We start from the raw sequence: 18,830 nt of genomic DNA on the forward strand, positions 1-18,830 counted from the left end.
CCGGGTCTTACCGAGAGATTTATCGGCCGTCAAGGAGCGGCTGGTGAGGATCCCAGCGGGGCCCGCCATTATCGTCCTTCCGGCGTCTGGCCATCGCTGACAGCGCCTCAAGGATAACCCGGTTCCCGAGGAACGCGGTGATGTCCGCGTGATCGTACGGCGGAGCCACCTCGACCACCTCCATGCCGGCCACCGGCAGTTCGTAGCAGATCCGCCGGACCGAGTCGAGGAGCTGCCTGGCCGACAGCCCGCCCGGCTCGGGGGTGCCGGTGCCGGGGGCGTGACCGGGGTCGCAGACGTCGATGTCGACGGACAGGAAGATCTGGTCGCACTCGTCGAGCGCGATGCCGAACGCCTCCGTCAGGCACTCTTCGAGCCCTCGGGTGACGATCTCGGTCATCTCGTACGAGCGCATGTTCTGCTCGGCCATCCAGCCGAGCGTCTCGGGACCCGGCCAGTAGCCGCGCAGCCCGATCTGCAGGAACCGGTCGCCGCGGATGGCACCGGACTCGATGAGGCGGCGCATGGGCTGGCCGTGGCCGTACAGGTGGCCGAAGGCGATGTTGCCCGTGTCGGCGTGCGCGTCGAAGTGGATCATCGACGTCCGGCCCGGCTCGTACGCCCTGGACGTGCCCCTGGCGTCGGGCAGCGCGACCGTGTGGTCGCCGCCCAGGACGAGCGGCACGGCCCCGGAGGCGGCGACGCGGTGGACCGCGTCCTCGATGGCGGCCAGTGAGGACTCGACGTCGCCGGAGTAGCACTCGACGTCGCCCGCGTCGAGCACGCGCAGGTCCCGCAGCGCGTCGACGCGCAGGGCCAGACTGGGCCTGGAGCCGTCGTGCGGCAGGTAGCAGGCCTGGCGGAGGGCCATCGGGCCGAACCTGGCCCCGGGACGGTTGGAGGTGCCACCGTCGAACGGAGCCCCGATGATCACAACGTCGGCCCCCGCGTACGTCGCGGGGTCGCCGACATCGCACCGCTCGACGCCGAGGAAGGTGATATCGGGGCCGTACATGGGGCCGTATCTCGACATGGCCCCATCATCACACGTGTTTTTCGGTCACTCCCGCCGAGTCGAAGGTGGCGACCTCGTGCATGACGCGTACGGCGGCGCAGACGAGCGGGTAGGCCAGCAGCCCGCCGGTGCCCTCCCCCAGCCGCAGCTCCAGGTCCACCATGGGGCGCAGACCGAGGTGCCCGAGGGCGGCGGTGTGGCCCACCTCGGCCGAGCGATGCCCGGCGACGCAGTGGTCCAGCGCGGCAGGGTCGAGCGCCGCGGCCACGAGGGCGGCCGCCCCGGCGATGACTCCGTCGAGGATCAGCGGCACGCGGGCCGCGGCGCCGCCGAGGATGAAGCCCACCAGCGCCGCGTGCTCGAACCCGCCCACGGCGGCCAGGGCCCGCAGGGCGTCGTTGGGCAGGGACATGACGGAGTTGACGCCGTTCACGCGCAGCGCCTCACGGATCACGCTCACCTTGCGGGCGTGCGTCTCGTCGTCGATCCCGGTCCCCCTGCCCGTCACGTCGGCCGGGTCCCGGCCGGTGAAGGCGGAGATCAGCGCGGCGGAGGCGGTGGTGTTGGCGATGCCCATGTCGCCGGTGATCAGGCAGCGGGCGCCGCCCGCCACCAGCTCGCGGGCCACCGAGATGCCGGCTTCCAGAGCTTGTACGGCCTGATCCACCGTCATGGCCGGCCCCGCCGCCAGGTCGGCCGTACCGTAGCCGATCTTCCGCTTCACCAGGCCCGGCGCGTCGGGCAGGTCCGCCGCGACGCCCACGTCGACCACGGTCACCGTCGCGCCGACCTGCTTGGCGAAGGCGTTGGCCACCGCACCGCCGGACAGGAAGTTCGCCACCATCTGGAGTGTGACCTCCTGCGGCCACGGGGTGACGTTCCGGGCGTGGACGCCGTGGTCGGCCGCGAAGATGGCCAGGGCCGCCGGGGTCGGCATGGGCGGCGGGGTGGTGCCCGCGGCGCCCGCCAGACGTACCGCGACCTCTTCCAGCGCGCCGAGCGAGCCGCGCGGCTTGGTGAGGCGGTCCTGGTAGGCCCGAGCGTCGGCGATGGCGCGCGGGTCGGCGGGGTGAATCGCAGCGAGCGTCTCAGCGAGCACGGCTTACCTCCGAGTAGGGGTCAGGGGACCAGTTGGAGCGCTTCCTCGTAACGGTCGATGACGACATCGGCCAAGGTCTCGCAGTCGCCGATCACCTCGGCGCAACGGATGTCGAGATCGGGGTGGCCGGCGCCGTAGGCCAGCGCCTGCGCCCACACGCGCTCCAGCATCCCGCCCGCGAACAGCAGGTACGGGACGACGATCACCCGCTTGGCGCCCAGCCGGCGGCAGCGCTCGAGCCCGCCGGGCACCCCGGGCGGCGTGACCGAGACGAAGGCGGTCTCGACCGTCATGAAGTCGTAGGCGTGCGTCTCCCAGAACAGCCGCGAGACGCGGTGGATCTCGGCGTTGGCCGCCGGGTCGGTGGAGCCCTCGCCGACCAGGACGACCGCGGTCTCTCCCGGCTCGACGTGGAGGGGCAGCTCGATGGCCGCCGAGTCGACGGCGCGCAGCCGCGGCCGGCCGCCGACCAGCTCCAGCGGGCGCAGCTTGGGCATCTCGGTGGCGGCGTCGTTGAGGCGCTCGGCCAGCAGCGCGAGCACGCGGGGGTCGGGCCCCAGCGGGCGGCCGTAGTCGCACATGAGGGTCGGGTGGCGTTCCTGCACCCTGGCCATGGCGGCGGGGAACTCCGCGCCCACCCGGCTGAGGCTCAGCGGCAGCGCCACCAGCCGGTGGTGTCCGCGAGCGACCAGGGAGGCGACGGACTCGCTGACCCGTGGCGTGGCGCGCTCCAGATAGCCTCCGGAGACGTCGGCGGCCCGCTGGTCCAGGCGGCAACGGAGCCTGTGGACGAACCTGCCGAACTCGGCGGAGTCGGCGTCATCGTTCGAGCCCTGCCCGATGAGCAGGAGCGGGGGCTTCATTGAGGGAATCTCCGGTGCGTAGGCAAGACACGCGAGGATAACCGATGCGTGCCGGTTGAAACAGGTCACGCCACACGCGAGGGGGTCGCGTGTACGACGAAGACAGGGTCGGCCGCGGCCAGGCTATGCGATCCGTCCGGCTGAATGGTGAGCTTTGAGGCGATTATCTGCGTGCCCTCGGCACGATAGCCGTGCTCGCGGAGCCGGTCGAGCACCGCGGAGACCCGTTCGACCGTCTTCAGCGCGCAGACCAGCGTGCGCGGCCGGCGGGCGGCGCAGGCCACGATGACGTCGGCCCCGCCCCCGCCGACGAAGACGGCGTCGGGGTCGGGCAGCGGTTCGAGCGCGGGTGGCGCCTGTCCCCTGGCCAGAGCCACTTTGACGCCGTGTTCGAGCACGGTGGCGCGCAGCCGGGCGCAGGCCGCCTCGTCCCGCTCGACGGCCACGACGGCCGCGCCGAGCCGGGCGCACTCGACGGCGATCTCGCCGGAGCCGGCGCCCACGTCCCAGACCAGGTCGCCGAGCCGGGGGCCGAGCTTGGCCAGGATGTACGCCCTGACCTCGGCCGGCATCGAGCTCTCGAACGGCAGCGCCCATTCGGCCGGCCCCGGCTGCGCGCCCGCCACCCAGCCGGGCTCCCTGGCCTGGTGGAGGGGGTCGATGACGAGCACCACGTCGGGGTCCTTCCACGGCCGGGTGGTGGCCTCGCCCATGCGGCTGTGGGTGACCCGCTCGTCGGGTCCGCCGATGTCCTCGCAGACGATCAGCTCGCGCGGCGTCGTCGGAGCCAGCTCGCGGGCGATGTCGCCGGGCCCGACGCCGGGCGCGACCAGCAGGGCCACCTTGGGGTGCGCCCGGCAGGCGTTGACGACCCGGTTGAGCTGGTGCGGGCCGGCCGGGGCGACGACGAGCGCGTCCTCCCAGTTGAGCCCGGCGCAGGCGAAGGCGCGGGTGACGAGCGAGGTGGCGGGCAGAACGTCGGGCTTGAGCCCGTGGGCGCGCAGCCTGCGTACCACGCCGAAGAAGCCGGGATCACCCTCGGCGACGACCACGGCGGCGCCCTGGCCCTGTTCGAAGTGGCTGTCGAGGGTCTGGAGCAGCGACCCGTCGGCCACGACCGAAGCGGTCAGCCTGAGCTGCCCGATGATGGCGTCCGGCCCCACCACGAGCGTCGCCCCGCGCAGCCGCTCGACCGCCCTGGCCGACAGCTCCGATCCGTCCCACCCGACCACTGTGATCATGCGCACCACCGCCTCACCACTAAGGGTGACGGGTGCCGCGGTGTTTCACAAAGGGTACGAACGCCTGTCCGGTATGCCTGTCCGCACGAACCACCCCGTCCTGTCCGGCCGGACCGGTGAGATCCGTCACGCCAGATCGGCCGGTGTGAGGCTGTAGACGACCAGGTCACGCCCCTGGAGCGCGTTGCGCGCCACGCCCTCGCGGACGAAGCCCGCTTTCTCCGCCACCCGCTGCGAGGCCACGTTGGTGACCGCCGCCCGCAGTTGCAGCCGTCCGAAGCCCTGCGTGACGAACAGCCAGCGGGCGATCGCCAGCACGGCCTCCCCCGCGTACCCCTGGCCGCGGGCCCAGGGCGCGGTCATGTAGCCGACCTCCGCCGATCTGTTGACCCAGTCGGCGTCCCTGAGGTCCACGTTCGCCACGAAACGGCCGCCGGCCAGCTCCTCCACGGCGTAGGCGATCCCCTGTCCCCTGATCCGGATCCGCTCGGCGGCGCCGATGAACGCGCGGGCGTCCGCCACCGTGTAGCCGCGCGGCAGCCCGGTCTCGGCCTGGGTGAGCGGGTCGGCGCCCGTGGCCGCCAGGTCCGCCACGTCGGCCTCGGCCGGCTGTCTGAGCAGCAGCCGCCGGGTACGCAGCTCGGTGCGGGGCAGCGTGTCGGACGGGACGCGGCTGTCGCCGCGCAGCAGGCCGAACATCACCAGATCGTGCGGCCCGCCGTCCTCCATCGCGGCGTCCCGGAGCACGCCTTCCCAGGTGAAGCCCGCTTTCTGTGCGACGCGCAGCGAGGCCAGGTTGTCGAGGTTGGCCGTCAGGTCGATCCTGCGCAGCTCCGTGGTGGCGAACACCCACTCGACCAGCCCGCGTACGGCTTCGGGCGCGAACCCGCGGCCCCGGTAGAGGGGGTGCACGCCGTACCCGACCTCGGTCGTTCCCGCGCCCCACGCGGTCTTGAACAGGCTGATGGCGCCCACGACGCGGTCGTCGGCGTCGGCCATCGCCAGGTGCACGCCCTGCCCGGAGCGGCGCAGCTCGTGCACGCCGGTCTTGAGCCACTGCGCGATGCCCGACACCTTGGCGGGGGTGCCGGGCGGCAGGAACTGGGCACCGGACTGCACGATCGAGCGGATCCGGTCGGCGTCCGAGACGCCGAAAGGCCGGAGCACGAGCCGCGCGGTGGTGATTCTCACACCGGGATCGAACACCCTCGGCAGGGTACACAGCCGCGATGTTTGCCCATGAAAGCGGGGGTAGGTCGCCCTAGAGAGGAGTGAGACCACCATGGAATGTGGCAGCGCCGAACACCTTGACGAGAAGCGCGAGCGCGAGAGGGGCGGCGGCCCCACGCACGCCGAGGGCGCCGAGCTCTTCGAATGGGTCAATGACACCTCTTTCCCCTCATCCAGGGAGGACCTGCTGCGGCACGCCGAGCACCGACACGCGCCCGACGAGGTGCTGGAGCTGCTGCACTCGCTCCCGGAGCGGCAGTACCACACGATTGGGCAGGCCACGGAGGCGCTTGGGCTCAGCATGGAGAAGCGGAGGTGGTGAGTGGTGCGGCTCGACTTCATCCGGCCGCTCTATGAACGCCGCGGGCCGTACGCCTCGGTCTATCTGAGCACCCTCGCCGGGCGCGACCGCGAGAAGCATTGGCATGGCCTGCGCGCCCAGCTCCGCGGCGAGGTGGACCCGGACACGCTCGACGCTCTGGAAGCGGAGGCGGCGGGCTCGGTGGCCGCGCGGGTGATGTTCGCCACCCATGGCGACGTGGTGCTGGCTGAGACGCTCGCCGAGGCGCCGGAGCTGGCCGCGTACAGTCCGCTGCCCCTGGTCACGCCCATGCTGATGCTGCGCGGGGAGAACCTGCCGCACCTGCGGGCCATCGTGGACCATTCGGGCACCGAGCTGACCGTCTTCGGCAGCGGCTCCCCCCGGCGGGCCACCGTGGCACCCACCCCGTGGCCGCTGCACAGGACCAGCTGGGGTGGCTGGTCGCGGAAACGGTTCGAGCGCGACATGGAGGAGACGTGGGAGGAGAGCGCGAAGGCCGTCGCGCACGAGATCGACGAGCAGGTCCGGCGGCTCGGCCTCGAACTCGTCGTGGTGGCCGGCGATCCGAAGTCGCGTTCGCTGGTCTGCGATCATCTCGGTACGAAGTCCGTGGACCGCGTGATGATGGTCGAACACGGCAGCCGCGCCGACCACGAGCAGTTCGCACGAGACGTCGAGACCGCGCTCGACTCCTACCTCGACCGCCGGCGGGCGGAGCTGCTCGACCGCTACCGGGAGACCGGCGGGCCCACCGGGCTGGCCGAGGTCGCGCACGCCCTGCGGGAGGGCAGGGTGCACGCGGTGCTGATGCCGGGCAAGGTGACCAAGCCCATGTGGATCGGCGGCGGAGGCGGCACGCAGCTGGCCACCGCCCCCGAAGAGCTACGCGGCTGGGGGGTGGAGGATCCGGTGCCGGAGCGCGCGGACTCCGCGCTGACCAGAGCCGCGACCATGACGGACGCCGAGCTGTGGTTCAGCCCGGAGATCTCGGACGCGGCGGCGGTCATCAGGTACTGATGATCACTTCCAGCGTCCGCGGCCCGTGTACGCCCTCGACCCGGTTGAGCTCGATGTCGCTGGTGGCCGACGGGCCGCTGATCCAGGTCAGCGGGCGGACCGGGTCGAGCCGGGCGACCGCCTCGGGGACGCCGGCCACGATCTGGTCCGCGCGGACCACGCACAGGTGGTAGTCGGGCACCAGCGTCTGCGCCCGGCGGCCCTGGCCGGGGCCGGAGTCGAGGACGATCGTGCCGGTCTCGGCGACGGCCACCGCGCAGCCGGTGATCACCCCGTCGGCGGCGTCCAGCTCGGCCACGGAGCCGCCCGCGACGGCGCCGGGCACCTGCCACTCCGGCGGCAGCCCGTCGGGCACGACCATCCGGCGGCCGGCCACCAGCTCGGCCACCTTGCCGGGCACCTCGGCCGCGGGCAGCACGTGCACGACGGCGCGGTAGTCGTCCACCCGCTCGGCGAACAGCCCCACGAGGTCTTCTACCTGCGTGGCCGTACGGTAGCCGCGCGGGATCGTCACCTCGGGGGCGCCTGCCACGGCTCGGCGGACCCTGGCCAGGATCTCGTCACGCGCGCTCATTCCGCTCCCACCAGTCTCTGAATGATTCTTCCGGGATCTCCGGCAGGTCCCGGGTGTCGGTCCAGGCCGACAGGGGGCCCGGCAGGCGTTTCGGCACCACCTTGCGGAAGCGGGTGGCCAGGCGTTGCGCCTTCGCCAGCCGTACCTCGTCGTTGAGTATCCAGCCCGCGACGCGCATGCCCGCCCGCTCGGCCGGCGCGTGGTGGACCTTGGCGCGCAGGTCCACGAGCACCTCGGGGATGTCGATCGCGACCGGGCACACCTCGTAGCAGGCGCCGCAGAGGCTGGAGGCGTACGGCAGCGAGGCGTCCAGCTCCGACGACATGCCCCTGAGCTGCGGGGTGAGGATCGCGCCGATCGGGCCCGGGTAGACCGAGCCGTAGGCGTGGCCGCCCGCGCGCTCGTAGACCGGGCAGACGTTCAGGCAGGCCGAGCAGCGGATGCAGCGCAGCGCCTGGCGGCCCACCTCGTCGGCGAGCACGTTCGTGCGGCCGTTGTCGAGGAGCACCAGATGGAAGTCCTGGCCCTCGGCCGAGCCGGTCCACATGCTGGTGTAGGGGTTCATGCGCTCGCCGGTGGAGCTGCGCGGCAGCAGCTGCAGGAAGACCTCGAGGTCGCGCCAGGAGGGCAGCAGCTTCTCGATGCCGACCACGCTGATCAGGGTCTCCGGCAGCGTAAGGCACATCCGGCCGTTGCCCTCGGACTCCAGCACCACCAGCGTGCCGGTCTCGGCGATCATGAAGTTGGCGCCCGAGACGGCGACCTTGCTCTTGAGGAAGCGTTCGCGCAGGTGCAGCCGGGCGGCCTCGGCCAGCGCGCGCGGCTCGTCGGTGAGGTCCGCCGGGACCGGGCGCATCTTGTCGAGGAAGATCTCGCGGATCTCGGCCCGGTTGCGGTGGATCGCGGGCACCAGGATGTGGCTCGGGAAGTCGTCGCCGAGCTGCACGATCAGCTCGGCCAGGTCGGTCTCGTAGGCGGTGATGCCCTGGGCGGCCAGCGCGTCGTTGAGCCCGATCTCCTGGGTGGCCATCGACTTGACCTTGACCACCTCGCTCTCGCCCGTGGCCTGGATCAGCCGGGTGACGATGCGGTTGGCCTCGTCGGCGTCGCGGGCCCAGTGGACGTGGCCGCCCGCCCTGGTCACGGCCTCCTCCAGCTGGAGGAGGTAGCGGTCGAGGTGGCGTAGGGTGTCGTCCTTGATCGCCTTGCCGGCCGCGCGGAGCTCCTGCCAGTCGGGGAGCTCGCCGACGACGTTCGCGCGCTTGCCGCGGATGGTGTGCGTGGCCTTGCGGAGGTTGTAGCGGAGCTGAGAGTTCTGTACGGCCTCCGCCGCATTTTTCGGGAAATTTCCTGGCATGCCGAGGAATGTCGCGCTCATTGGGCACCGCCCTCTTCCGTGGAGGCGAGGATCTCGGCGAGATGCATGACCCGGACACCGGTCCGCTGACGGCCGAGCGTGCCGCCGATGTGCATCAGGCACGAGTTGTCGGCCGCGCACAGCACCTCCGCGCCCGTGTCGAGCACGCTGCGCGCCTTGTCGGCGCCCATGGCGGCGGAGACGGCCGGGTTCTTGACCGAGAAGGTGCCGCCGAAGCCGCAGCACTCCTCGGCCGCCGGGAGCGGGACCAGCTCCAGACCCCGGACGTTCTGGAGGAGCCTGGTCGGACGGTCGCCGAGGTGGAGCCCGCGCAGCGAGTGACACGTCGGGTGATATGTCACTCGATGTGGGAAATATGCGCCTACGTCGTCGACTTTGAGGACGTCGAGCAGGAACTCGGACAGCTCGTAGACCTTGGGCGCGACCTCGGCGATCGCCGCCGCTCCCCTGCTCCCCTGCCGGACCAGCTTGGGATACTGCTCGCGCACCATGGCGGCGCACGATCCGGACGGCGCGACGACCGCGTCGTACCCGGCGAACACCTCGGTGAAGCGGCGCGCCAGCCGTACTCCCTCGTCGCGGTAGCCCGTGTTGACGTGCATCTGGCCGCAGCACGTCTGGGCGGTGGGAAAGTCCACCTCGCAGCCGAGCCTGCGCAGGAGCGACACGACGGCCTTGCCGGTGCCGGGGAAGAGCGTGTCGTTCACGCACGTGATGAACAGGGCGACTCGCACGGCTCTCCTTCCGATGTATGGTCTGACCACAGTATGGTCTGACCATATCGAAGCCGCACGAGGGGGACAATGGTGGCCGACTGGCAGCCCGTCCGGCGGACCCGTACGTTCGAGGACGTCATCGCACAGATCGAACGGCGCATCGCCGAGGACGGTCTCAAGGCGGGCGACCGGCTGCCCGCCGAACGCAGCCTCGCCGAGCAGCTGGGGGTCAGCCGCTCGTCGGTACGGGAGGCCATGCGCGTGCTGGAGACGCTCGGCGTGGTGTCGTCGCAGGTGGGGCGGGGTCCGGATGCCGGGGCGGTGCTGACCTCCCGCCCCGACACGGCGCTCACCGATCTGCTCCGGCTGCATCTGGGACTGGCCAGCCTGGAGCTGCGCGAGGTGATCGACACCCGGCTGATGATCGAACGCTGGGCGGCGGCCCGCGCCGCCTCGGCCGGATCCGACACCTCCGGCCTCGCCACGGCCCTGGCGGGCATGGACGCGGCGACGTCGGCCGAGGAGTTCGTCGAGCACGACACCGCCTTCCACTGCGCGCTGGCCGACGCGTCGGGGAACCGGCTGATCGCGGCCATCATGCGGTCGCTGCGCGACTCGATGAGGCGCTACGCGGTGGAGGCGGTGACGCGGCTCGGCGACACGTCCGTGCTGCGCGCCGACCACGAACGCATCCTCGCGGCCGTACGGGCGGGCGATCCCGACGAGGCCGCGAACGCGGTCGCCGAGCACCTCGCCCACGCCTACCCCTCCCTTAGCTGAAAGCGGCCCGGTGGTCCTGGACCCAGGACTCGTAGGAGGTGGCCGGGCGGCCCAGCACCGACTGGACGTCGTCCGAGAGATGCGGCCAGCCCACCTCCTTGAGCATGGTCCAGCCCGTCGCCGCGACCGCGACCAGGCTCGGATCGGCGCCCGAGGCGAGCATCTGCTCCTTGGCCGCCTCGATGGGGATCTCGGCGGTCTCCAGGGGGCGGCCGAGCACCTTGGCCAGGATCGCCACCTGGTCGGGGACGCTGAGCAGTTCCAGGCCCGTGAGGTCGTAGGTGCGCGAGTCGTGCGCGCTCGTCGTGAGAGCGGCCACCGCCACGGCCGCGACGTCGCGCGGGTCGATGATGGGCTGCGTGCCGTCGCCGGTGAAGTTGGGGATCGGGCCGCCCGACCTGACGGCTTCCGCCCAGCCCAGCGAGTTGGAGGCGAAGCCGGCCGGGCGCAGCATGGTCCACGACATGCCGCTCGCCTTGATGGCCTCCTCGCCCGGCACGTGCCACGACCTGACATCGCCGGGATCGTCGGAGTCGCCCGTGCCGATGGCCGAGAGCTTCACCACCTTCTTGACGCCCGCCGCCACGGCCGCCTCGATCATGGCCTGGTCGTGCTCCTTCAGCCGCCCGCCGAATCCGGTCAGCAGGAGGGCGGCCGACACGCCCTCGAACGCCCGCCGCAGCGATCGCGGGTCTTCGAAGTCGGCCTGGACGGCTTCGCCGCCGGGCGCGCGGGACAGGTCCCGGGTCATCGACCGTACGGCCTCGCCGCGCTCGATGAGCAGGCGGGCGGTCTGACTGCCTATGGTGCCCGTGGCACCGGTGATCAGAATCATGTCAGCCAGGCTGACAGCGCACCTGGCGCCGCTTATAGGAAGAATCGGCACTATGGATGGAGCACTCCTGGGAACCCGGCGGATTCACGTACGGGAGCCCGACACCACGCCGACGGTGGCCTTCCGCACGGTGGACGGGGCTGGGCGGCTGTATGTTCTGGGGCCGCGTACGCGGGCGTCGTACCTGGTCCCCAAGGACGTGCCGCACTGCGTCACGGTGCGGCTGCGCCCGGGGACCGCCCGGCCGCTGCTCGGGGTGCCGTTGAGCGAGCTCGTGGACCAGGTCGTCCCGCTCCGGGACCTTTGGGGGGTACGGGCGGACCGGCTGGCCGAGGAACTGACGGGCATGGTGGCGGGAAGCGACTGGGCGGAGCGGGTGATGACGCGCCTGGAGGCGGCCTTCCTTGACCGGCTGGCCGCGCAGTCGCCCGCCGACCTGGACCGCGCCGGCCTGGTGGGCGCGGCGGCGGCGCTGCTCTCGGCCGGGGCGGCGCTCGACCGTGGCGACCTGGTGGGTGTCGCGGCGGCGCCTCCGGTGGTCGCGGTGGCCAGGGAGTTGGGGGTGAGTGAGCGGCACCTGCGCAACCTGTTCACGGGCGGCGTCGGTGTCCCGCCCAAGCGGTTCGCCCGGATCAGCCGGGTCCGTGGTGTGCTGGCCAGGGTGTGTCGCGAAGAGGGCGCTTCGCTGGCCGCCGAGGCGGGCTACTACGACCAGTCGCACATGACGGCGGAGTTCCGTGCGGTGATGGGCGTGCCCCCGAGCGCCTACCGGGCGGGCCGCCTGCCGGTCCCCGCCGCCTGCTCAGCCGGCTGAGTCGGCTTCCAGGCATTCGGCGCCCGAGCAGGAGTGCATCCTCGACAGCCGTTCCTGGAGCTGCAGCACCAGTCCCGGGTCCGCGAACCGGGCAAGGTTGTGCAGCTCGTAGGGATCTCGGGTGAGGTCGTACAGCTGTATCTCGCCGGTGACATATCTCACATAGGTATGCGTCTCCGTACGCAATGCCTCATAGGAGGGCACCGGCGTCTGCGCAGCCGACGACCGGTTGGCCGGTCGGCTGAACTCGACCAGCACGTTCCGCCGCCACGGCGACGGGTGCTTCCCCTCCAACAGCGGCACCAGCGACCGTCCTTCGGCGAACGGCGGCACCGCCGCCCCGCCGAGCGCGGCGAACGTGGGCGCCAGATCCACCGTCGCCGTCATCTCGTTGATCTTCGAGCCTGGCTCGATGCCCGGCCCGCGCACCACCAGCGGGACATGGATGGCCTCCTCGAACGGGGTTGTCTTGCCCTGAGGGAGACGATGCGTCCCCAGGTGGAAGCCGTTGTCGGAGGTGAAGAAGATGTAGGTGTTGTCGAGCTTGCCGGAGTCGCGGAGGGTGGTGATCACCGAGTTGACGAGGTCGTCGACACCGAGCATGGCCCGCAGCCTCCTGCGGTAGCGCTCGTCGACCTCGTCGATGCCCTCCGGCGAGATCAGCGGCCTCGATCGCAGCCACTCCGGCTCCTCCGACACGTCCGCCTGGTTGAACGACGGCGTGCGCGGCGCCTGCGACCAGGGGAACGCGTCCATGTTGCGGACGGCGGGATTGGCCGGGTTGTGCGGCGCGATGGGGGCGAGATAGAGGAAGAACGGCTCCGAGCCGGCGGTGATGAAGTCTCTGGCCTTGGCCGCCAGCACGTCGGACAGGTAGTCCTGCTCGCCCCAGCCGTAGTCGACCAGGTTGCCGTTCTCGTTGAGGCGGTAGCCGTACTCCTGATAGAGGTTGCGCACGGGCACGTCCCACTCGTGCCAGCCGGGCGGCACGTACGTCTGCGTGGCGGTGCCGCCCGGATAGTGGTTGAGGAACTTGCCCATCAGCGCCGTGCGGTAGCCGACCTGCTGCATCCAGGTGCCGATCGTGGACTGTTCCAGACCCAGGGTGTGGAAGCGGTCGAAGCCGCCTTCCGGCGCGGTGTTGGTCAGCACGCCGTGACTGTGGACGTACTGGGAGCGCAGGATCGTCGTGCGCGACGGGCAGCACCATGAGTTGGACACGAAGAACCGCTCGAACGAGGCGCCTTGCTGCACCAGCTGCTGGTCAATCGCGGGAAAGTAGGAGAGCGGCCCGTTCTCCAGATCGTCCGCCATCACCATGACGATGTTCGGCCGGCTCGCCCCGGAGGCCACCGCCGGACGAATCACCGGCAGTGCGCCTGCCGAAAGAATCAGCAATGCGCAAGCGAGTCGACACAGAACGTTAACCACGAGGAGGATTTCCCCGGAAGATCATGCATTGACACCCGGCGCTGCCGCAGCCGTAATAGAACTAAATTCCGGAGGTGTCACATGAAGCTCGGCTTGCAGCTTGGCTACTGGCAGCGAAACGCGGACGACGCGACCGAAACCGTCCTGACGGCCGAGCGGCTCGGCTATGACTCGATATGGACCGCCGAGGCGTACGGCAGCGACGTCTTCACCCCGCTGGCCTGGTACGGCGCGCGGACCTCGCGCATCAAGCTCGGCACGTCGATCGCCCAGATGTCGGCCAGACCGCCCGTCACCACGGCGATGACCGCGATGACGCTCGACCATCTCACGGGCGGGCGGTTACTGCTCGGCATCGGCGCCTCGGGCCCCCAGGTGGTCGAGGGCTGGTACGGCCAGCCGTTCGCCAAGCCGCTGACCAGGACCCGCGAGTACGTGGACATCATGCGCCAGGTCTGGCGCCGCGAAGAGCCGGTGACCAGCGACGGACCGCACTACCCGCTCCCCCTGGCGGACGGGCTGGGCAAACCGCTCAAGCTCATCACCCACCCGCTGCGGCCCGACATCCCCCTCTATCTCGGGGCGGAAGGACCCAAGAACGTGGCCCTGGCCGCCGAGCTCGGCCAGGGCTGGCTTCCGCTGTTCGCCTTCCCGTCCAAGATCGAGGAGATGTACGGCGAGGCGCTGTCGGGCGCCGCGCCGGGCTTCGACGTCGCGGCCATGGTCATGGTGGTGATCTCCGACGACGTACGGGCCGCGCTGGACGGCGTGAAGATGATGCTCACGCTGTACATCGGCGGCATGGGCGCCAAGCACCGCAACTTCCACGCCGACATCATCGGCCGGATGGGGTTCGCCGAGGCCGCCGAGCGCATCCAGGCGCTGTACCTGGCCGGGAAGAAGGATGAGGCGTTCCGGGCGATCCCGGACGAGCTGGCCGACGGCATCTCGCTTGTCGGGCCGCCTGGGCGGATCAAGGAACGCCTCGAACTCTGGCGCCAGAGCCCGGTCACCAGCCTGCTGGTGATGGGGCCGAGGGACGAGCGGTCACTGACGATCATCCGCGACTTGGTCCTGAACTGACGGCTGGCGACCATCGACCGTCTGGAGCCCTGTGACGGTCCGTGGTGGCTGGAAGCCCCCTCCGGGGAGCGAAGGACGGCGAATGTCGCGCTAGTCGGGGCGGGGAGCCGGGTCGGTGGTGACCGAGTTGAGCAGGGGTCTGCTCAGGGCCCCTGCCCCGATCACGCCGGCGAAGCCGAGTCCGACGCAGATCAGCAGTGTGATCACCCCGGTCGAGTTCACCGCGCCGATCATGAAAGGTGTCGCGCAGAACGCGCCGACCAGGATCGCGCCGCCGCCCATCACCGTGAGCGGGATGAGCGTCTCGGCCCTGCGTGCCTTGTCGAGCACCTCCAGCGGCGTGCCCGCCAGGCGCAGCAGCCCGTACGTCTGGCGGCGGTCCAGGATCGACGACGCGGCCGTGATCCCGGCGCTGGCGATGGCGACCAGGAACGACACCGACAGGACGACCACCGTGCCCGCGCGGATGTCGGCCAGGATCTGGACGCCGAAGTGCCCGTCGTCGGCGTCCGTGGTGGGCGTGTGCCCGGGAACCAGCCCGGCCAGCGCCGTACGGGCCCGGTCGATGGTCGCGGCATCGGCCGAGGTGCCGAGAGCGACGGCGACGACCTTCTTCACCGGCTTCACCGTGGCCGTGATCCCCGCCTCCTTCAGCCGGGTACGCGCCTGCTCGGCCACGGCGGCCGCCTGATTCGCCGGGACGGCTACCTGGAGCTGCCCCGTAACGCCGGTGCTGTTGAAGGCGCCCGGACTGAGCAGGCAGAGGAACCCGGCGACGAAGCCGGTCATGGCCACCCCGCTCACCGTGCGCCACGCGGAGCGCGGATCGTCCACCAGCCGCCGGCCCGCCAGCAGCCGGGCGGGCCGGTTCGCCCGCCTGGCCGTGACGCGTCCGATGATCCCGACCACCCACGGGCCGACCAGGTTGACACAGAGGAAGGCCAGGCCGATCACCACCGCGATGGGACCCACGGCGTTGCCCCGGCTCAGCAGCGGAACGGCGGCGAGCACCGCGAGCAGGACGACGACCCTGACGAAGCGCATGGCGGGAGGCGTCTCCCGCTTGGCCACCCCGAGCGGGCTGACCACGACCCGCCGCAGCCCCACCACGGCCGAGAGCCCCACCAGCAGCGGGACCGCGATCAGCAGCCCGCCCAGGACCAGCGGGCTCGGCCACAGGTCGGAGACGAACCACGGCCCGCCACCGATCTGGATCCCGGCCAGCAGCGGCGCCGCCAGGGCGTAGGCGAGCGTGCCCGTGACCGCCCCCGCGAAGGCCACGATCATCGCCTCGGCCACGGTCATCCCGACCACCTGGCCGGGCGTGGCGCCGACCAGCCTGAGCGTGGCCAGGCGCTGGTCCCTCCTGGCCACGGTGAGCCGGGCCGCCGCGCCCCCGAACACCAGCAGCGGCACGACCATGAGCACCCCGGCGATCAGCGCCAGCACCTGGTAGGCCTCGGCGTCCTCCGTCGGCTCCCCCACCAGGCTCGCCACCTTCACCGGGGGTTTGGCGATGATCCAGTCGTCGCTCCGCTGCGCGGTCAGCTCGGGCGCGTCCGGCTTGTGGCCGACGACCGCGACCAGCTCGCCCGGATAGAGCAGCGCCTCCTCACCGAGTACGCCCTTGGTGCCCGGGAAGCGGGCGGCGAGCTGGTCGGCGGGTAGTTGCTCGGCCAGCTCTTTCAGCGCCGGGGAGAGCCAGACCTCGCCGGGCGCGGGGAAGCGGGCCAGGCCGGGCGGCGGCGCGGGCGCCTCCGCGCCGAGCGCCGCCAGGTCGACGACGGTGATGTCCTTGTCGCGGACGAAGTCATGACGGGACGCCTCGATCGCCACGGCCCTGCCTTTGTCCTTAACGCCCGTAGTCTGGACGGGGTTGCGCCAGGCGCTCCGGTCGGCCCTGGCCTCGAAGGCGTAGTTGGCGGCCACCGCGAACACCAGCAGCGCCATGGAGACGGCCACGGCCCCCAGGGTCAGCCAAGTGCCCAGCAGGCCCTTGCGCCCACCGCCCTTGAGCAGCCGCCAGGTCAGGTCCAGGTTCACGCGCGTACCCCGCCCGCGAGGAGGTGGCCGTCGCGGACCTCGACCGTGCGGTCGCACCAGCCGGCCACGTTGGGGTCGTGGGTCACCACGATCAGGCAGGCGCCGTTGTGCTTGGTCGCCTCGACCAGCAGCCGCATCGTCTCCTGGCCGGTCGTCTGGTCGAGCGCGCCGGTCGGCTCGTCGGCGAAGACCACCGCGGGCTTGGTGACCAGCGCCCTGGCGATGGCGACGCGCTGCGCCTGACCGCCCGACAGCTCGCCGGGCCGCCGGGTCTCCATGCCATGCAGGCCGAGGGGCCCGAACCAGTCGCGGGCCTGCCGTACGGCCTGCGCCCTCGGTACGTCGCCGAGCATCAGCGGCAGGGCCACGTTCTCCTCGGCGGGCAGCTCGGGCAGCAGCTGGCCGAACTGGAAGACGAAGCCGAAGCGGGTACGGCGCAGCGCGCTGCGGCCGCGCTCACGCATGTTGTCGATGCGCTGGCCGAGCAGGTGCACCTCGCCGGAGTCGGGCTTCATGATGCCGGCCAGGCAGTGCAGCAGGGTTGATTTGCCGGAGCCGCTCGGGCCCATGATCGCCACGGCCTCCCCGGCGCGGACCGCGAGGTCCACTCCGCCCAGGGCCACCGTCTGCCCGAACCGCTTGGCCAGGGCTCGTCCAACAAGCACGTCGTTCATGGTGTCGAGCCTCTCGCCGGGGAGGGGCCCGGCGGATCAGCCGGACGTCCGGTTCCCCATCGGCCGAACGGCTGATCCTAGGGGGCGGGCTGATCCCAGAGTTGGCGGCGCCGGCTGATCCTAGAGTTGTGGGCGTGACTATTCGCGTGCTCATCGCCGACGATCAACAGCTTGTACGTACCGGATTTCAGATGATTTTGGATGCGCAACCGGACATGGAGGTCGTGGCGGCGGTCGCCGACGGCGCGGAGGCGGTGTCCGAGGCCCGGCGGCTCAGGCCGGACGTCTGCCTGCTCGACATCCGGATGCCCAAGCTGGACGGCATCGAGGTGACCCGCGCCCTGGCCGGTCCCGGCGTCGAGAACCCCATGCGGGTCGTCATCGTCACCACCTTCGACCTGGACGAGTACGTCTACGGCGCGCTGCGGGCGGGAGCCCTCGGGTTCCTGCTCAAGGACAGCGGGCCCACCCTGCTGATCGAGGCGGTCAAAGCGGCGGCGAGCGGTGATTCGCTGGTGTCGCCCTCGGTGACGGTACGGCTGCTGCAGCACCTGGCCCAGCCCAAGGTCCGCGTCCCCGTCCCGCTGAACGACCCGCTGACCGACCGCGAGCTGGACGTCGTACGGCTGGTGGCGCGGGGCCGGACGAACCAGGAAGTGGCCGGCGAGCTATTTGTCTCACTTTCGACGGTTAAGACCCATCTTGGGAGTATTCAACGGAAGCTTCGTGTCCGTAATCGGGTGGGAATCGCAGCTTGGGCATGGGAATCCGGTGTCGTCGGATGATAAATGGCGTCAGCTGATTAACAAGGAGCCTGGCGGGATAGAAGTGAAGCAGAACCTCAGCGCATGGCCCGGGGGGAGAACAACGTGCGCTACGCCCAGGCACCGCCCACTAGGGCCGTTTCTGTCGTCTATGTGACCCTTGCCGCACAGGTCCTCTCCCTGGGCGCTCTCGTGATCTTCGAACAGGCCCGCGGGCGTCGCCTCGCCACCCAGCTCGCGGCGTTCGGCGGCCGCCCGCACGGCGCCGACGCCCAGGCGGTGGTCGGGGCCGTGACGGTGTTCGCGGTGCTGATGATGCTGGTCGCGGGCACGGCGATCGCCGCCGCCGCGGCCTACGTCACCTGGCTCGTCCGGGCCCGACAGGCCAATGACCGCTCGGCCCCCACGGGTCCGGTGGCCGCCGCCTGGCTGATCCCCGGCGTCAACCTGATCGCGCCGCCGCTCCTGCTGGACCAGGTGTGGCGCGGCGCCCGCCCGCCCAACGACCGGCGGCCCCGCTGGCTCGCCCTGCTGGCCGCCTGGTGGCTGACCTGGCTCGCCATGCTCGCCCTGGTGACCGTCCGCCTTCCGCTCGGCTCCTCATCGGGTGACCTGACGGGCATCGGCCTCCCGGAGCTGGCCTGCGCGACGGTGTCCGCCCTGCTGTGCGCGGCCACGGTCCGCGACATCACCCGCATCCAGTGCTCCCATTCCCGCGCCCACAGCCGGGGCCGGGCCCGCCTCCGCACCGCGGGCACGGTAACCCAACTCCCCACACCACCCACGGAGCCCACCCCGCTCGAACAGACAGGTTGAGAGCCGGAGCCTCATGCCAAGCCATGGCCCCGGAGACGGCTGAGAAGACGCCGTAACGGCGGCCGGCCACGTGCCGGTCAGCGGGCGTCTTCCTGGAGGCCCCTGGCCACGGTCGGCGGGTGGCGGTGGGGGCGG

At 71.3% G+C, this 18,830-nt stretch carries 19 protein-coding genes; 7 read left to right on the plus strand and 12 right to left on the minus strand.

Features of this window, described 5'->3' with window-relative positions:
* Positions 1–19: 19 nt before the first annotated feature.
* The 5 genes from speB to ACGFJ2_RS11490 all read right to left on the minus strand — a co-directional run bounded on the left by speB (position 20) and on the right by ACGFJ2_RS11490 (position 5,409).
* Positions 20–1,033 (minus strand): agmatinase, encoded by a 1,014-nt coding sequence (speB, locus tag ACGFJ2_RS11470; RefSeq protein WP_357953598.1) that lies wholly within the window; start codon positions 1,031–1,033, stop codon positions 20–22.
* Positions 1,034–1,043: 10 nt separating this feature from the next.
* Positions 1,044–2,114 carry a nicotinate-nucleotide--dimethylbenzimidazole phosphoribosyltransferase gene (cobT, locus tag ACGFJ2_RS11475; protein WP_393467157.1) on the minus strand — a complete coding sequence of 357 codons (1,071 nt, stop codon included), beginning with the start codon at positions 2,112–2,114 and terminating at the stop codon, positions 1,044–1,046.
* Between the two features lie 20 nt (positions 2,115–2,134).
* Positions 2,135–2,977: a sirohydrochlorin chelatase gene (locus ACGFJ2_RS11480; RefSeq protein WP_357953601.1), complete on the minus strand. Its 843-nt coding sequence runs from the start codon at positions 2,975–2,977 to the stop codon at positions 2,135–2,137.
* A 65-nt stretch (positions 2,978–3,042) separates the two neighbouring features.
* Positions 3,043–4,218, minus strand: a complete 1,176-nt coding sequence (locus ACGFJ2_RS11485) for a precorrin-6Y C5,15-methyltransferase (decarboxylating) subunit CbiT (RefSeq protein WP_393467160.1) — start codon at positions 4,216–4,218, stop codon at positions 3,043–3,045.
* 126 nt (positions 4,219–4,344) lie between these two features.
* The gene (locus tag ACGFJ2_RS11490; protein ID WP_393467162.1) at positions 4,345–5,409 is read right to left on the minus strand and encodes a GNAT family N-acetyltransferase; all 1,065 of its coding nucleotides are present in this window, start codon (positions 5,407–5,409) and stop codon (positions 4,345–4,347) included.
* A gap of 91 nt (positions 5,410–5,500) precedes the next feature.
* Here ACGFJ2_RS11490 and ACGFJ2_RS11495 point away from each other — a divergent pair, with 91 nt between their 5' ends.
* Together ACGFJ2_RS11495 and ACGFJ2_RS11500 are read left to right on the plus strand one after the other, a co-directional pair.
* The gene (locus ACGFJ2_RS11495; protein WP_357953607.1) at positions 5,501–5,770 is read left to right on the plus strand and encodes a DUF2795 domain-containing protein; all 270 of its coding nucleotides are present in this window, start codon (positions 5,501–5,503) and stop codon (positions 5,768–5,770) included.
* Positions 5,771–5,773: 3 nt separating this feature from the next.
* Positions 5,774–6,787, plus strand: a complete 1,014-nt coding sequence (locus tag ACGFJ2_RS11500) for a Vms1/Ankzf1 family peptidyl-tRNA hydrolase (protein ID WP_393467165.1) — start codon at positions 5,774–5,776, stop codon at positions 6,785–6,787.
* Here the strand turns inward: ACGFJ2_RS11500 and ACGFJ2_RS11505 are convergent.
* Genes ACGFJ2_RS11505 through ACGFJ2_RS11515 form a run of 3 tightly spaced genes read right to left on the minus strand, consistent with a single transcriptional unit; the run spans position 6,777 to position 9,473 of the window.
* A complete protein-coding gene (locus ACGFJ2_RS11505; protein ID WP_357953610.1) occupies positions 6,777–7,361 on the minus strand; it encodes a lactate utilization protein C in 585 nt (194 codons plus the stop codon). The genes ACGFJ2_RS11500 and ACGFJ2_RS11505 overlap by 11 nt on opposite strands.
* Entirely contained in the window at positions 7,348–8,739 is a 1,392-nt protein-coding gene (locus ACGFJ2_RS11510; RefSeq protein WP_357953611.1) for a lactate utilization protein B, read from the minus strand. Before ACGFJ2_RS11510 ends, ACGFJ2_RS11505 begins: the two co-directional genes overlap by 14 nt.
* On the minus strand, positions 8,736–9,473 hold the full coding sequence (locus ACGFJ2_RS11515) for a (Fe-S)-binding protein (protein ID WP_357953613.1): 738 nt from the start codon (positions 9,471–9,473) through the stop codon (positions 8,736–8,738). Before ACGFJ2_RS11515 ends, ACGFJ2_RS11510 begins: the two co-directional genes overlap by 4 nt.
* 69 nt (positions 9,474–9,542) lie before the next feature.
* Here ACGFJ2_RS11515 and ACGFJ2_RS11520 point away from each other — a divergent pair, with 69 nt between their 5' ends.
* Complete coding sequence (locus ACGFJ2_RS11520; protein WP_357644562.1) at positions 9,543–10,235, plus strand: FadR/GntR family transcriptional regulator; 693 nt, start codon at positions 9,543–9,545, stop codon at positions 10,233–10,235.
* Here ACGFJ2_RS11520 and ACGFJ2_RS11525 read toward each other — a convergent pair.
* Complete coding sequence (locus ACGFJ2_RS11525; RefSeq protein WP_393467170.1) at positions 10,228–11,070, minus strand: NAD(P)H-binding protein; 843 nt, start codon at positions 11,068–11,070, stop codon at positions 10,228–10,230. The genes ACGFJ2_RS11520 and ACGFJ2_RS11525 overlap by 8 nt on opposite strands.
* Positions 11,071–11,122: 52 nt before the next feature.
* Here ACGFJ2_RS11525 and ACGFJ2_RS11530 point away from each other — a divergent pair, with 52 nt between their 5' ends.
* The gene (locus ACGFJ2_RS11530; RefSeq protein WP_393467173.1) at positions 11,123–11,884 is read left to right on the plus strand and encodes a helix-turn-helix domain-containing protein; all 762 of its coding nucleotides are present in this window, start codon (positions 11,123–11,125) and stop codon (positions 11,882–11,884) included.
* On the opposite strand, the gene ACGFJ2_RS11535 is transcribed toward ACGFJ2_RS11530, so the two are convergent.
* On the minus strand, positions 11,873–13,198 hold the full coding sequence (locus tag ACGFJ2_RS11535) for a sulfatase (protein ID WP_358183246.1): 1,326 nt from the start codon (positions 13,196–13,198) through the stop codon (positions 11,873–11,875). The genes ACGFJ2_RS11530 and ACGFJ2_RS11535 overlap by 12 nt on opposite strands.
* Before the next feature lie 198 nt (positions 13,199–13,396).
* Between ACGFJ2_RS11535 and ACGFJ2_RS11540 the strand changes: the two genes are divergently transcribed.
* Positions 13,397–14,398, plus strand: coding sequence for an LLM class F420-dependent oxidoreductase (locus ACGFJ2_RS11540; protein WP_358183249.1), 1,002 nt, complete (start codon positions 13,397–13,399; stop codon positions 14,396–14,398).
* 90 nt (positions 14,399–14,488) lie between these two features.
* On the opposite strand, the gene ACGFJ2_RS11545 is transcribed toward ACGFJ2_RS11540, so the two are convergent.
* Both ACGFJ2_RS11545 and ACGFJ2_RS11550 read right to left on the minus strand, forming a co-directional pair.
* Positions 14,489–16,441 (minus strand): FtsX-like permease family protein, encoded by a 1,953-nt coding sequence (locus ACGFJ2_RS11545; protein WP_393467177.1) that lies wholly within the window; start codon positions 16,439–16,441, stop codon positions 14,489–14,491.
* Positions 16,438–17,115, minus strand: coding sequence for an ABC transporter ATP-binding protein (locus ACGFJ2_RS11550; RefSeq protein WP_357953625.1), 678 nt, complete (start codon positions 17,113–17,115; stop codon positions 16,438–16,440). Before ACGFJ2_RS11550 ends, ACGFJ2_RS11545 begins: the two co-directional genes overlap by 4 nt.
* 134 nt (positions 17,116–17,249) lie before the next feature.
* Between ACGFJ2_RS11550 and ACGFJ2_RS11555 the strand changes: the two genes are divergently transcribed.
* Positions 17,250–17,900, plus strand: a complete 651-nt coding sequence (locus ACGFJ2_RS11555; RefSeq protein ID WP_358183259.1) for a response regulator transcription factor — start codon at positions 17,250–17,252, stop codon at positions 17,898–17,900.
* Between the two features lie 63 nt (positions 17,901–17,963).
* The gene (locus tag ACGFJ2_RS11560) at positions 17,964–18,695 is read left to right on the plus strand and encodes a DUF4328 domain-containing protein (RefSeq protein WP_393467181.1); all 732 of its coding nucleotides are present in this window, start codon (positions 17,964–17,966) and stop codon (positions 18,693–18,695) included.
* Positions 18,696–18,830 lie beyond the last annotated feature (135 nt).

The sequence above is a fragment of the Nonomuraea sp. NPDC049028 genome, assembly GCF_043197735.1.
In the GTDB taxonomy this organism is placed as follows: domain Bacteria; phylum Actinomycetota; class Actinomycetes; order Streptosporangiales; family Streptosporangiaceae; genus Nonomuraea.

Excerpts from the sequence above, each read along its gene's own strand:
- speB (WP_357953598.1), bottom strand. The coding sequence starts at position 1,033 with ATGTCGAGATACGGCCCCATGTACGGCCCCGATATCACCTTCCTCGGC.
- ACGFJ2_RS11480 (WP_357953601.1), bottom strand. The coding sequence starts at position 2,977 with ATGAAGCCCCCGCTCCTGCTCATCGGGCAGGGCTCGAACGATGACGCC.
- ACGFJ2_RS11485 (WP_393467160.1), bottom strand. The coding sequence starts at position 4,218 with ATGATCACAGTGGTCGGGTGGGACGGATCGGAGCTGTCGGCCAGGGCG.
- ACGFJ2_RS11495 (WP_357953607.1), top strand. The coding sequence starts at position 5,501 with ATGGAATGTGGCAGCGCCGAACACCTTGACGAGAAGCGCGAGCGCGAG.
- ACGFJ2_RS11505 (WP_357953610.1), bottom strand. The coding sequence starts at position 7,361 with ATGAGCGCGCGTGACGAGATCCTGGCCAGGGTCCGCCGAGCCGTGGCA.
- ACGFJ2_RS11510 (WP_357953611.1), bottom strand. The coding sequence starts at position 8,739 with ATGAGCGCGACATTCCTCGGCATGCCAGGAAATTTCCCGAAAAATGCG.
- ACGFJ2_RS11520 (WP_357644562.1), top strand. The coding sequence starts at position 9,543 with ATGGTGGCCGACTGGCAGCCCGTCCGGCGGACCCGTACGTTCGAGGAC.
- ACGFJ2_RS11525 (WP_393467170.1), bottom strand. The coding sequence starts at position 11,070 with ATGATTCTGATCACCGGTGCCACGGGCACCATAGGCAGTCAGACCGCC.
- ACGFJ2_RS11530 (WP_393467173.1), top strand. The coding sequence starts at position 11,123 with ATGGATGGAGCACTCCTGGGAACCCGGCGGATTCACGTACGGGAGCCC.
- ACGFJ2_RS11535 (WP_358183246.1), bottom strand. The coding sequence starts at position 13,198 with ATGGCGGACGATCTGGAGAACGGGCCGCTCTCCTACTTTCCCGCGATT.
- ACGFJ2_RS11540 (WP_358183249.1), top strand. The coding sequence starts at position 13,397 with ATGAAGCTCGGCTTGCAGCTTGGCTACTGGCAGCGAAACGCGGACGAC.
- ACGFJ2_RS11550 (WP_357953625.1), bottom strand. The coding sequence starts at position 17,115 with ATGAACGACGTGCTTGTTGGACGAGCCCTGGCCAAGCGGTTCGGGCAG.
- ACGFJ2_RS11560 (WP_393467181.1), top strand. The coding sequence starts at position 17,964 with ATGGCCCGGGGGGAGAACAACGTGCGCTACGCCCAGGCACCGCCCACT.